General features: G+C 59.5%; 15 protein-coding genes. 12 read left to right on the plus strand and 3 right to left on the minus strand.

Annotation, left to right across the window (positions count from 1 at the left end; translation table 11 throughout):
* Window positions 1-81 precede the first annotated feature (81 nt).
* A complete protein-coding gene (locus AC244_RS37290) occupies window positions 82-240 on the minus strand; it encodes a hypothetical protein (protein ID WP_161807913.1) in 159 nt (52 codons plus the stop codon).
* Window positions 241-433: 193 nt separating this feature from the next.
* Here AC244_RS37290 and AC244_RS29280 point away from each other — a divergent pair, with 193 nt between their 5' ends.
* The 3 genes from AC244_RS29280 (at window position 434) to AC244_RS29290 (ending at window position 2,412) form a co-directional block, all read left to right on the plus strand.
* Complete coding sequence (locus AC244_RS29280; RefSeq protein WP_053252343.1) at window positions 434-1,375, plus strand: ABC transporter substrate-binding protein; 942 nt, start codon at window positions 434-436, stop codon at window positions 1,373-1,375.
* Between the two features lie 13 nt (window positions 1,376-1,388).
* Window positions 1,389-1,745, plus strand: a complete 357-nt coding sequence (locus AC244_RS29285; RefSeq protein WP_053252344.1) for a DoxX family protein — start codon at window positions 1,389-1,391, stop codon at window positions 1,743-1,745.
* A 61-nt stretch (window positions 1,746-1,806) separates the two neighbouring features.
* The gene (locus AC244_RS29290; protein ID WP_053252345.1) at window positions 1,807-2,412 is read left to right on the plus strand and encodes a TetR/AcrR family transcriptional regulator; all 606 of its coding nucleotides are present in this window, start codon (window positions 1,807-1,809) and stop codon (window positions 2,410-2,412) included.
* A gap of 347 nt (window positions 2,413-2,759) precedes the next feature.
* On the opposite strand, the gene AC244_RS29295 is transcribed toward AC244_RS29290, so the two are convergent.
* The gene (locus tag AC244_RS29295; protein ID WP_053252346.1) at window positions 2,760-3,683 is read right to left on the minus strand and encodes a pyridoxal-phosphate dependent enzyme; all 924 of its coding nucleotides are present in this window, start codon (window positions 3,681-3,683) and stop codon (window positions 2,760-2,762) included.
* 289 nt (window positions 3,684-3,972) lie between these two features.
* Window positions 3,973-4,377, minus strand: a complete 405-nt coding sequence (locus AC244_RS29300; RefSeq protein WP_053252347.1) for a DoxX family protein — start codon at window positions 4,375-4,377, stop codon at window positions 3,973-3,975.
* A 330-nt stretch (window positions 4,378-4,707) separates the two neighbouring features.
* On the opposite strand from AC244_RS29300, the gene AC244_RS29305 reads away from it, so the two are divergent.
* The 9 genes from AC244_RS29305 to AC244_RS29345 all read left to right on the plus strand — a co-directional run bounded on the left by AC244_RS29305 (window position 4,708) and on the right by AC244_RS29345 (window position 12,455).
* Complete coding sequence (locus AC244_RS29305; RefSeq protein ID WP_053252348.1) at window positions 4,708-5,505, plus strand: ABC transporter ATP-binding protein; 798 nt, start codon at window positions 4,708-4,710, stop codon at window positions 5,503-5,505.
* A complete protein-coding gene (locus AC244_RS29310; RefSeq protein ID WP_053252349.1) occupies window positions 5,502-6,212 on the plus strand; it encodes an ABC transporter ATP-binding protein in 711 nt (236 codons plus the stop codon). The genes AC244_RS29305 and AC244_RS29310 overlap by 4 nt, the downstream gene beginning before the upstream one ends.
* 1 nt (window position 6,213) lies before the next feature.
* Window positions 6,214-7,095, plus strand: a complete 882-nt coding sequence (locus tag AC244_RS29315) for a branched-chain amino acid ABC transporter permease (RefSeq protein WP_053252350.1) — start codon at window positions 6,214-6,216, stop codon at window positions 7,093-7,095.
* Complete coding sequence (locus AC244_RS29320) at window positions 7,092-8,105, plus strand: branched-chain amino acid ABC transporter permease (RefSeq protein WP_053252351.1); 1,014 nt, start codon at window positions 7,092-7,094, stop codon at window positions 8,103-8,105. Before AC244_RS29315 ends, AC244_RS29320 begins: the two co-directional genes overlap by 4 nt.
* Window position 8,106: 1 nt before the next feature.
* Complete coding sequence (locus AC244_RS29325) at window positions 8,107-9,345, plus strand: ABC transporter substrate-binding protein (protein WP_053252352.1); 1,239 nt, start codon at window positions 8,107-8,109, stop codon at window positions 9,343-9,345.
* A gap of 230 nt (window positions 9,346-9,575) precedes the next feature.
* Window positions 9,576-10,250, plus strand: coding sequence for a 4-carboxy-4-hydroxy-2-oxoadipate aldolase/oxaloacetate decarboxylase (locus AC244_RS29330; protein ID WP_053252353.1), 675 nt, complete (start codon window positions 9,576-9,578; stop codon window positions 10,248-10,250).
* Window positions 10,240-10,797, plus strand: coding sequence for a cupin domain-containing protein (locus AC244_RS29335; protein WP_053252354.1), 558 nt, complete (start codon window positions 10,240-10,242; stop codon window positions 10,795-10,797). The genes AC244_RS29330 and AC244_RS29335 overlap by 11 nt, the downstream gene beginning before the upstream one ends.
* A gap of 73 nt (window positions 10,798-10,870) precedes the next feature.
* Window positions 10,871-12,085, plus strand: coding sequence for an NAD(P)/FAD-dependent oxidoreductase (locus AC244_RS29340; RefSeq protein WP_053252355.1), 1,215 nt, complete (start codon window positions 10,871-10,873; stop codon window positions 12,083-12,085).
* A 52-nt stretch (window positions 12,086-12,137) separates the two neighbouring features.
* Window positions 12,138-12,455, plus strand: a complete 318-nt coding sequence (locus AC244_RS29345; protein WP_053252356.1) for a 2Fe-2S iron-sulfur cluster-binding protein — start codon at window positions 12,138-12,140, stop codon at window positions 12,453-12,455.
* The last annotated feature ends 5 nt before the right edge of the window (window positions 12,456-12,460 follow it).

Consider the following 12,460-nt stretch of genomic DNA (forward strand, 5'->3'; position numbering starts at 1 on the left):
CGACGCGGGCATGTCCCGCATTCGTTGCAGTTAAGAAAGACCGGCGGTGTCCAGCGGCCCGTACGCGTGTGTCGGAGATGACTAGAGCGGTAGGTGCTGCCGCCCGATGATGCGCTTGGCTCCGGAAATTGCTGCCTGACGGCCAGGGTCCGGTTCGGATGCGCTGACGCCTTCGACCGTGTCGATTGCAAGCGGCTCTCCGCTGGCGATCAGTCGCGCCGCGCGCATCAATTCGGCCATGGTTTTCCTCCCTTTCCTCTACCCGGCGAACGGGTTGGGTTTCCTATTGACGTTCGTGCTGGTCTGTAGATACTATCAGGTATCTGAAATTGCAAGGCGCATCTTTGAATTGGCGAGATGCTGACTTGCGGAGGAAGAAATGCCGGCGCGACCCTGGGAGGACGCGTGCGCGTTTTGAAATTGGGAGGTGGGAATGTTCAATGTAGCCGGCGGCCACCAGGCGCAAAAGCATGAGTTGAAGGATATCGTTCTGGCAGGCGGTGCGCTCGGCCTCAATTGGCTACCGGTCCATCTTGCCCTTTGCGCAGGAATATTCGAGGCAAGCGGATTGCGCGTATCTCTCAAGAGGACAGGTAGCGCCGAGAAAGCGACAGCCGCAGTCAAAGCGGGGGAGGCCGATCTTGCGATCACGCCACCGGAGGGCGCCATTGCCGATAACGTTGCCGGGGGCGCGATGCGCATCCTGGCTGGAAACGTCAACCGCCTGCCGCTATCGCTGATTGCCAATCCCCGCTTTACTCGGATCGAGGAGTTGAAAGGGAAGGTGCTCGGCACATCCTCCATGACCGAGGGAACGGCGATCTACACGCGCGAAATGCTCTCGCGATGCGGCCTCGACTATCCAGTGGATTACCAACTCTGCGTGGTCGATACGCATCCGGCGCGGTGGAAAGCGCTCCAGGAAGGAAAGATTGACGCGGCAGTGCTGCCGCTCAACTTTGTCGGTGTGGATGCGGGATATATCAATCTCGGGGAGTTCAGCGATTATATTCCAGACATTGTGTACACCGCGATTGTCGGCCATCGAAGATGGGCGACCACACACCGTGAGCAGATCACGACGCTGCTGGCCGGACTGCGCGAAGCGACGGAATTTCTCTACGATTCCTCAAGTAACGCGCTGGCGCGATCGATCGTGATGGAAGTCGCCCAGACCGACGAACACTGCGGCCAACGCGCGCTCGACTACATGCGAGAGAAGGGCGTCTTTGCCCGGTCCCTGGAAGTCCCACCGGCAGCGCGCGAGACGACGCTGGATCTGATGATCGAGGCGAGCCGTCTCGATCCCGGCAAACGCGGTCTAGCATCGACAACATTCGATGAGTGCTTCATCGAAACCAAGATCGCAGCATAGGCGGAGAAAAACTATGGAATTCACACTCGAGCCTATGGCTATCCTGCGGGTGCTGTGCGGCATCTGGTTTATCCCGCATTGCATCGGGAAAATCAGGCACGTCGGTCCGGCTTCCGCGACATTTGCCAAAGCCGGATTTCATCCCGCTCGGCTGTTCGTCATCGCGACGATCGTCGTGGAACTGATTGCCGGAACGGGCATGGTATTCAATATCCTTCCCCGGCTTGCGGCCGGCATGGCGGTCGCAGTCCTGCTGGGAGCCAGCTACGCCGTGGTCAAAATCAACGGATTGAACTGGCGATGGCAGAAGCAGGGGCCGGAATTCATGGTGTTCTGGTCATTGGCCTGTATTCTCTCCGTGCTTGATTGACGCCATATCGTTTTCGGGATACGCGTGGTATCTGAGTGCTGGAGCAATCAAGGAGTGTAAGTTGATGCGACTGACACGCGAACAGAGCCAGGCGCGGACGAAAGCAAAGTTGCTGGCGTCCGCGCGCGAAGTTGTTGCGCGCGACGGATACGAAGGCGCGACCGTCGAACGCATCGCCGAGGAGGCGGGCTTCAGCAAGGGTGCGTTCTATTCCAACTTCAACGGGAAGGAAGACATCTTCCTTTATCTGCTGGAAACGCATTCCGGCGAAGACGTTGTCGAACTGCAACGCCTTCTCGGGGACATCGAGGACGGACAGCTCTTCATTGATACTCTCAGCAACTGGGCGCAAGAGCGTTCAGCGGACCCAAGCTGGGGCATGCTGGCGCTGGAACTGTTTCGCCGCGCAAGACGCGATGCGACGTTTGGTGAGCGACACTCAAATCTGTTTCGTGCTCAGTGGGAGGGACTTGGAAAGATCCTCTTGCGTCTATTTCCGGAAGGTAAGGCGCCTGCCGAACCGGCGACGCTTGGTGGCATCGTATTCGAATTAACCTATGGAGCGGCATCCAGCTTCACCAACGGCCCGACCGTCGGTGAGTTGGTCAAGGTCGCGTTGAGCTCGATGTATAAGGCATATGGCGTGGGGCGCGAAACAGCCGGCTGATGCATGCCCGCCGTTGGGTGCCGACCTGCTCCAATATGGGCGCCCGCATTCGATTATTCCTCGGAACGGAGGTTGTGCATCGATAGGCGCAGCGACTTGCAAGACCGCGTGCAATGACAGGCAGCACGCCACTGTCATACGGAACCATCAAAGCGCCATCACGAAAACACGGGAAAATTGCCCTACAAGATCTGAATTGAACGTATGGGTCCGGTGAAGCAGTCATAGTTGGGTTGGGAAGCGTCCACTTCAGTGGCACTCTTCGCTTTGTCTTGGAGTAAGCGGAGCCACAATTTCCCGACTCGAATGAACCTGAATTGCGCGTGATGGTCTATTTCCCCGACGCATCATGCGCCGGAGAGGTCCTGTTTCCAGAACTGAAGCTGCTCAGGGGTGGAGGTGATACCTCCACAAACGATCACCATTATATTCACCCAACCATGGATTTGTTCGAGGTTTTCATAGATCGCAGCAAGGCTTGCTCCACATGCTGGTTCGACCATGATGCGATGGTCGTCAAGGAAGCGCAGAGAAGCATCAACCGCCTGCAAATCAGAAACAACCGCACAATCGATGTGATACTGGCGCGTGAGCGCAAAGGCGTGCTCCGAGACTTGGCGAGCACCGAGCGACGTCGCCACACTCGCGATTGTTGGAAGAACGACGCGTTGTCCCGCGGCAACCGACTGTGCAAATGAAGACGCTCCAAGCGTTTCGACCGCAAGAACAGGAATGTCGAGGCGATGACGCTGTAATCCCTCTACCACACCGCTGAGCAGTCCACCTCCGCCGACAGAAAGAACGATCGCGTCGGGACGCAATCCGTCCTCCACGATTTCATCGATGATTGTGGAATGCCCTTTCCAGAGCAGCGGGTCGTCAAACGGGTGGATAAAGGCGTCAGCGATATCCAGCATCGACATGGCCAAATCATTCGCCTCCTGCCAGGAGGCGCCGTGCACGACAACCTGGGCCTCCAGATTCGATATGGTTTGCTGTGCACGTTCGGACGTCGTCTCAGGAACGACGACGGTCACGGGGATGCCAAGCTGCCGTCCCGCGTAAGCAACAGCAACGCCGGCATTGCCGCCTGACGAACTGACGAAGCGTTTGACCCCTCGACGGGCATGTTCCTCGCAAGCCAAGCCTATGCCGCGTATCTTGAAGGACCCCGATGGTTGAAGCGAGTCCAGCTTGATCGAGACATTTCGGCCGCATGCCTTCGACAGCGAGGCTGATACATAGGTAGGGGTTTTGAAGTGAAGTGGCATGGCTGACCTTCAGGGAATTGGTGGGAGCGGAAGTCCTGATGAACGGTCCTACGCGAGATTGCTAGTCCCAATTGGTCTAGCCAAGCAAGTCAGCATTTTTTCCGATTGCTGGCGTGGTCGATGCGTACTTCGCGGATGGCGTGGGAGGTTCTGGCTCAGTCGCGTAGTCGTCATGACAATCGATGGTCATGTTTACCTGGGCGGGACAAATTTGTCCGCACGCCGCCCCTGAACAGAACTTCGACGGGCCCGCGCGCGCTAGTTAGCGCGCCGGCCCGCGTGGCAGAGCCTAAGGCTTTAGGGTGGGGCGAAGCGCATGAGCTCCGTCGCCGGCCAGAGCGACGGCAACGAGGCCAACGATCCAGAATGCCGGAAATTCCCATCCGCCATTCGCGTTGGTGAAGAAAAAGCCAGCCGCAGCGTGCACAGTGAATATGGCTCCAAGCAGCACGGGAATGAGCGCTACGGCAGCGATGCGTGCGAAGAAGCCAGCGATCAGCGCAACGCCTCCCGCAAGTTCGACCGCTATTGTCAAATAGGCAAGCGCCGGGGGAAGCCCAAGGCTTCCAAAGAACTGTGCCGTACCGGCAGGCGTGAACACGAAGATCTTAAGACCCGCATGTGCGAGAAACAAAATACCGAGCGCGACGCGCAGGACGAGGATGGCATAGGGGGCAGTGCGCAGGTCAATCAACGTAATCTCCTATTGGCTTTGTGGCGAATACTTCGGCCTGTCGCCGAGGCATTCGATAACGCGGTGTCGTCCGTCCCAAGGGGCCGGAAACTCATCACGCCGAAGCGCCAGCCCAAGGTCGGGACTTTCCGCTCCGTGCGTCGAAGAAGCGTCTACGCCGACACCACAATTCTTTTGACTCTCTAAAGTAACCGTTGACATACCACTGAGACTTCAGATACTTTACGGTATCTTGAGGAATGAGAGCTGTCAATCGCGTTTTGAGGAGAGCGAAACGCGACGAGGAGAGATGGCTCGGACAAGCAGTTCCAACGCAAGGGAGGAGAGACTATGGCTGTGGTTGCGCCGGCTGCCGAGGAGGGCAGCCCAGTGCTTTCGGTCGAAAATGTCGACGTCCGCTTCGGTGGCATTCAGGCGCTAAAAGGCGTCTCGCTCTATGTGCGTATGGGCGAGATTTGCGGCCTGATCGGCCCCAACGGCGCGGGTAAGACGACGCTGTTCAACTGCGTTACGCGGCTGAGCACCGTGACCGCCGGTACCATCCGTCTTCATGGGCAAACGATCGAAACCCTGCCACCCCGCCAAATCATCCGCATGGGAATTGCCCGGACATTCCAGAACCTCGGCATCTATGCCGGCATGACCGTGCTCGAGAATGTCATGCTTGGCGCCCATCACCTCAGTGGAGGACGCTTTGTCGACGCTTTGATGCGACCCAGGCGTTCGCGCCAACGGGAGCAGGAGATCGAGCATCGCTGCAGGGATATCCTTGCCGACCTCAGCCTGGAGGACGTTGCCGACGTAGCGGCCGGGTCACTGCCCTATGCCACGCAGAAACGCATGGAGATCGCCCGGGCCCTGGCGTCCAGACCAACCCTCCTGCTCCTTGATGAACCCGCCGGTGGTCTCACCCATGGAGAGGTGACGGAGTTCGGCGCCTTGGTCTCACGGGTGCGGGAAGCCTATGGCGTGACGGTGGTCCTGATCGAACATCACATGGGTCTTGTCATGAGCCTTTGCGACCGAGTCGAGGTCTTTCATCTCGGCCAGAACCTGGCAAGCGGCAGGCCCGAAGAGGTGAGAGCCAATCCGGCGGTCATCGACGCGTATCTCGGGAGGTCCAGATGAACATTCTCACGGTCCGGGATTTGTCCGCCGGATATGGCGCCACCGATGTTCTTCACAAGGTGAATTTTACCGTCGAGCAAGGGACCATCGTCGCCCTGCTGGGCGCCAACGGAGCGGGCAAGACGACGATCCTTCGTGCTCTGTCGGGGCTTCTTCCGTCGCGAGGTGTTGTTGAATTCGGCGGGACGGATTTGCGCCAGTGCAGCCCGGCCCGACGGGTGGAATTGGGTTTGGCCCACATACCGCAGGGTCGTGGCACGTTCGGTGACTTTTCCGTCGAGGAAAATCTGGCCGCGGGTGCATTTACGATCCGCGACAAGAAGCAGATCGCCGAAGACATGGAACGTTGGTACTCGGTATTTCCGCGGCTCGCCGAACGGCGACGGCAACAGGCGGGAAGTCTCAGCGGTGGCGAACAGCAGATGTTGGCGCTCGCCCGGGCGCTGATGTCCCGACCTAAGCTCCTGATGTGCGACGAACCGTCCCTTGGACTGGCGCCGGCGATCACCGAGCAGATCTTCGAGATATTCAAGTCGCTCAACGACGAGCACGGCATGACGCTTCTTATTGTCGAGCAGAATGCGGACCTCACGCTTCAATTCGCGCACACCGCCTATGTCATGGAGGCTGGCGATATCACGGTCAGCGGACTGGCAAGCGAACTGTTGAGCAACGAGGCGGTCCAGCAATCTTACCTGGGGGTTTGACATGGTGCTCTTTTTCCAACTGCTCATCGACGGCCTTGCTTCCGGCGCCATCTATGCATCTCTCGCTCTTGCTCTGGTTCTGATCTTCCGGGCGACGCGCATCGTCAACTTTGGCCAGGGCGAGATGGCCACTCTCTCTGCTTATTGTGCCTGGCAACTCTGCGAATGGGGTGTGCCGATCGCGCTGTCGCTTCTTATTGTCGGGGCTGCGTCGTTCCTGCTAGGGGTTCTCGTTTTCCGTGCCGTCATCAAGCCGGTTTCGAAGGCGTCGACCGAAACCGTCGTTGTCGTCACGCTCGGATTGTTCGTGTTTTTTCAGGCGCTGTGTCTGTGGCTTTGGGGGGCCGACCAGCGGGCCTTCCCGGCAATGTTTCCCGGTGGCGGTTGGGACATCCTTGGCGTCCGCGTAACCGCAAGCACCCTTGGCATCCTGCTCGTACTGCTGTGCCTAGCCGCGACCATGGGTGCAATTTTCCGCTTTACCCGTCTCGGGCTTGCCATGCGGGCCTCTGCCTATAGCAGCGAGAAAAGCCTGCTGGTCGGCATCAGGGTCGAGCGAATGCTGATGCTCGGTTGGGGCTTTGCGGCCACCACCGGATTCATCGCAGCTGCCCTCGTCGGCCCGCGCCTTTTCCTGAGCCCGACGATGATGATGCCCATCCTGCTCTATGCGCTCGCCTCGGCAACGCTGGGCGGTTGGGATAGCCCGCTCGGAGCGCTGGTCGGCGGGCTGATCGTCGGGGTCGCCGAAAGCCTCGGTGCGACCTTCCTTCCCTTCATCGGCGCAGATCTGCGCGTGGTCATTCCGATCGCGGTGACGCTGGTAATTCTCCTCGTCCGGCCTGTTGGTCTCTTCGGCTCCAGCACAGTGGTGAAAGTATGAACGGCACCCGAATGTTCCAATCCGCTCCCGCAGTGCTGGTCGCTAGCGTCGCCCTCTGCCTCCCGGTTCTGGCGCCGGACTTCATGCTGTTCGAGTTCAGCATCGCTGTTTCATATGGCATTGCGATCCTTGGCCTGAACCTGCTTCTGGGTTTCAGCGGCCAGATCTGTCTTGCTCAGGGTGCGCTCTTCGGGATCGGTGCCTATACGACGGCCATTTTCAATGTGAACTTCGGCATGGATCCGATCGTGACTTTGCCGTTCGCGGCAATCGTCACCAGCCTCATCGGCGTTCTCATCGGTCTGCCGGCATTGCGCCTACAGGGGCTTCAGCTTGCGATCGTCACGTTCGGCGTAGCGAGCGCCTTTCCGCAACTGTTGCTGAAGATGGATTCGATCACCGGCGGCGTTACCGGGCTTGCCATCGATCAGCCGATGGCTCCGCGCTGGTTTCCAGGCAGCCAGGAATTGTGGCTCTACGGTCTTTCGCTGATCTGCGCTGCTGCCTCGGTGTTCATGCTGAGCCGCTTGCTTCGCGGTGACACCGGCCGGCTCCTGCGCGCGTTGCGCGACAATCCGCTGGTCGCTGAATCACTAGGTGTCAATCTGACCAAGGGCAGGCTGGCGGCTTTCGCCGCAAGCTCCGCACTTGCCGGTCTCGGCGGCGGCCTCTTCTGCATCCTGAACGGCTTTATCAGTCCGCAGTCGTTCCTGCCGATGAAATCGATCGACATCCTGATCGGCGGCATCGTCGGCGGCATCACCAGCATGGCTGGAGCGTTCATTGGCGCTGTTTTCATCGTCTTCGTGCCGGGTTGGACGACAGCCATCAATCCTGCACTCGGGGGCCTGATCTATGGCCTCTGCCTGATCGCCATGATGATGGTCGCACGACAAGGCATCGCCGGGCTTCCGATTGGTCGCGGCCTGCAGGCTTTGAAGCACCTCTTCAACAAAAAGGGTTTGTCACGTGTTTCGGGCGCTGTGCCCGGGCAATTGGGAGGAGAATGACATGCAATTACTGACTTCATCGAGGACGTCGCTTGCACTGCGGGCGTTCGCGCTGGCGGTGTTTGTCGCCGGGCCCTTGCACGCACAAGAGCCTTCGCCGGGGATCACGGATGACGCCGTGAAGATCGGCATATCAGGGCCGCTCACCGGTCCGGTGGCCGCACTCGGGGCCATTGCCGACGGCGTGAGGACACGGATTGATCCGATCAATGCCGCTGGCGGCATCAAAATGGCCGATGGCAAAACGCGCAAGATCGAACTTGTCGTGGAGGACGACGGGCTGGATCCGCAACGTACGCTGACCAATGTCCGCAAGCTCGCCGAGCGGGAAGAGGTATTTGCTGTCCTTGCGACTGCGGGCACACCCAACAATCAGGCCATCGGACGCTACATCACGCAGCGCAGCGTTCCCAACCTGTTCATGTATTCCGGCGTTCACGAACTCTCCGGCCCTGAATGGGAGATCGGCTTTGTGCCGTCCTTCACCACGGAGGCCGCGACCTTTGCGAAGTATCTATTGGACAACAAGCCTCAGGCCAAGATCGCGCTTCTCTATCTGAACACCGAAACAGGACAGACATTTCAGGCAGCATTGGAAAGTGCAATCAGCGGGTCGGGCGCCTCGATCGTCGCGGCTCAGCCCGTAACCTCGGCCGATCCCACTGTAGAGACGCAGCTTTCGACGCTGAAGGCTTCCGGGGCGGATACGCTTGTCGTCATCACCGGTCCAAAACAGGGCGCGGAGGCCGTGCGCTTTGCGACCGAAAGCGGCTGGAAGCCGACGACGCTCGTCTCCAATATCGCCGCGTCCATCGCCTCCCTGAAGCCGGCGGGCCTCGAAAATGCCAAAGGGGTCATCACGAGCCAATTTCTGAAGCAGGTCAACGCATCGGCGCCCGGAGACGATGCTGGTGTGAAACGCTACCTGGCCGATCACGCGGCCGCTCAGTCGAAATTCTCGACCGACGACGCACTTGGCCAATCCGGCTACGCGATCGGCGACGCGCTGGCAAAGGTGCTTGAATCGATGAAGGCGCCAAGCCGCGAGGCAATGATGGAGGCGGCCCGCAATCTCGATCACACACAATTGGATTTGCTGCTGCCGGGGATCACCCTGACGACGAAAGCCGGCGAGGATGTCTATCCGATTGAATCGCTCCAGCTGTTCCAGTTCGACGGGGCGGCCTATCAGCCGCTCGGCGATGTCATTTCGTTTGAAGGCAAGACACCGAAGCACTGATCGAAAGAGCATCTGTGGTTTTCGAAGGGGGCGGGCTGCCCCCTTTTTTCGTGTCGGCAGGTCGCGGTCGCTTCAGGCGCTGATTCAACACCCCAATGCGAATTCACTATTGACATTCCAATGAGAATTCGGATACTAATGGTATCCTGAATTGAAGCCGGAGGAAGCTTCCAGATCAGTTAGCGGCAGTTTTGACGGCCGCTCCGAGATGGAGGTTACGGGAGGAAAGTATGGCGAAGGTAGTTAGAAACGTGATGCGAACAGACGACGCCATTGTTCGTGGTCTTGGCGAGTTGGGTGTCGCGACGGTTCATGAGGCGCAGGGGAGAAAGGGGTTGCTTGCCTCCTCGCTGCGCCCGATCTACCGGCCGGTAAAAATCTCCGGCAATGCGCTGACCTGCGAAGTGGCGCCTGGTGACAATTGGATGATCCATGTGGCGCTCGAGCAAGCCCGCCCAGGGGACATTCTCGTCGTTTCGCCGACCTCGCCTTGCGAGGACGGCTATTTCGGCGATCTGCTTGCCACGTCGGCAATGGCTCGCGGTATTCGCGGGCTGGTTATCGACGCAGGCGTTCGCGATATAGCCACGCTGACCGACATGGGGTTTCCCGTTTGGTCGAAGGCGGTTTCCGCGCAAGGGACCGTCAAGGAGACCTTGGCAAACGTACAGGTTCCGATTGTTTGCGCCGGATGTCTCGTTCGGCCAGGCGATGTGATCATCGCGGACGATGACGGCGTCTGCGTGGTGCCGGCGGAGAACGCTGCAGCCGTTCTGGAAAAGGGCCGAAGCAGGGAGCGGATGGAGGAGGAGAAGCGCCAGCGTTACGCGGCCGGAGAACTCAGCCTCGACGTCAACGACATGCGACCCAAACTCTTGCAGGAGGGGCTTGTCTATGTCGACTGAAATCAGTGCCAGAGTGCCGCGCCGCGTGGTGACCGGTATCCGTGACGGCAAGTCCGTTTTCGTCAGCGACGGCGCGGTTCCGAACGCCCATCTGCATCAATCCATCCCCGGCTTCATGACGTCTGTCTGCTGGGCGACGCCCTCACAATTAAGTCTTCCGCTCGATCGCGGCGACCCATCTCTTCGGGGAATCAGCATACCACCTGCTCCGGGCGAGACGCGTTTGATGATCGTGCAATTTCCACCAGATTCCGTCATGGCTGATCCGTCCTTCGACCCGGTCGCCGCCGACGCGGAGCAACACCAATATCTGCCCGGCCTTGCTGAGCTCTTCGAGCGCGAGGCACCCGGCATGCACACGACGGACACGGTCGACTACGACGTCGTACTCGAAGGTGACATCTGGCTGGAGCTCGACGATGGCGCGGAGGTTCATCTTCGCCAGGGTGATGTCGCCATCCAGTGCGGCACTCGTCATGCCTGGCGCAACAAGGGCACGTCGCCGGCAACCATGGCTTTTATCCTGATTGGCGCGACGCGGCCCTGAGGCAAGCGTCGGCGATCAAGCCCGGATCAAACCTGACCAATACGAGATTGCGCCAACTGGGAGGAGCGCGACGATGGATTACGATTGTCTTATCGTGGGCAGCGGGCATGGCGGCGTTCAGGCGGCTGTCTCGCTTCGCCAGCATGGTTTTGCCGGGTCGATCGGCCTTGTCAGCGATGACCGCGATCTGCCCTATGAGCGCCCGCCGCTGTCCAAGGATTATCTGGCTGGCGCCAAGCCATTCGAGCGTATTCTCATTCGCCCACCCGAATTCTGGGCCACACGGAACATCGATCTTCTGCTCGGCAACGAGGTCACGAGATTGGACGCGACAGAAAAGCGCGTTTCTTGTGCGAATGGTGCAGCCTTCGGCTATGGGCAGCTGATCTGGGCGGCCGGAGGTCGGCCGCGCAAAATGACCTGTGCCGGTCACGAGCTTCGCGGCATCCATTCCGTGCGCAATCGGGCCGATGTCGACGGGATCATGAATGAACTTGCCAGCGTCCAGCGCGTGGTCGTCATCGGAGGCGGCTATATCGGGCTTGAGGCGGCGGCCGTTCTGACCAAGCTCGGCAAGGCAGTTGTCGTCGTGGAGGCGATGGACCGCGTTCTTGCCCGCGTAGCGGCCGAGCCCCTCTCTCGTTTCTACGAGAAGGAGCATCGCGATCATGGCGTCGATATCAGATTGGCAACCGGTATCGAGAGCTTCGTTGGGAACGATGGGCGCCTGAGCGGCGTACGGCTGACGGATGGCGAAATGCTGGCTGCCGACATGGCGATCGTCGGGATCGGCATTCTGCCCTGTGTCGAACCGCTTGTTGTTGCAGGTGCTGCTGGACGCAACGGCGTCGATATCGACGACCATTGCCGAACCAGCCTGGCCGACGTGTTCGCCATCGGTGATTGCGCGCGCATGGTCTCCGGCCATGGCCTGCGGATCGAGTCCGTCCAGAATGCGAGCGACCAGGCCACCGCTGTGGCGAAGACATTGTGTGGAGGGCCGGCGCCCTACAGCGCCGTTCCCTGGTTCTGGTCCAATCAATACGATCTGCGTCTGCAGACTGTCGGACTTTCGAGTGGATACGATCAGACTGTCGTCCGGGGTGATCCGAACGAGCGAAAGTTCAGCGTCGTCTATCTCCGGGACGGCGTTGTCGTCGCGCTCGACTGCGTCAACGCAGTCAAGGATTACGTCGAGGGCCGCGCACTTGTTGAGGGCCGAGCGCGCATCGCTGCCGATATTTTGGCCGACAACGGCATCGCTTTGAAATCGTTGGTGAACAGGTGAATTGACGTCACCGCCGCGCGGTGTGCGTCGCAGACTATATGGGAGGATCGAGATGTCTACATTTACAGTAATCACGCGCACCGGCCAGGTCGTCCCGGTTGAGGGACGGAATGGCGTGTCGGTCATGGAGCATATCCGCGACGCAGGCCTGGACGAACTCCTTGCGCTCTGCGGCGGCTGCTGTTCCTGCGCAACCTGCCATGTCTATGTTGATGACGACATAAAGGTTCGTCTGCCGGCGCTTTCGATCGATGAGGACGAACTGCTCGACAGTTCGGACTATCGGAAGGCGCAGTCGCGCCTTTCTTGCCAGCTTCCGTTCACACCGGAGCTCGAAGGCATGATCGTCGTCCTGGCGCCGGAAGATTGATCACG

It is taken from the genome of Ensifer adhaerens (genome assembly GCF_001270265.1).
GTDB classification, from domain to species: Bacteria; Pseudomonadota; Alphaproteobacteria; order Rhizobiales; family Rhizobiaceae; genus Ensifer; species Ensifer adhaerens_B.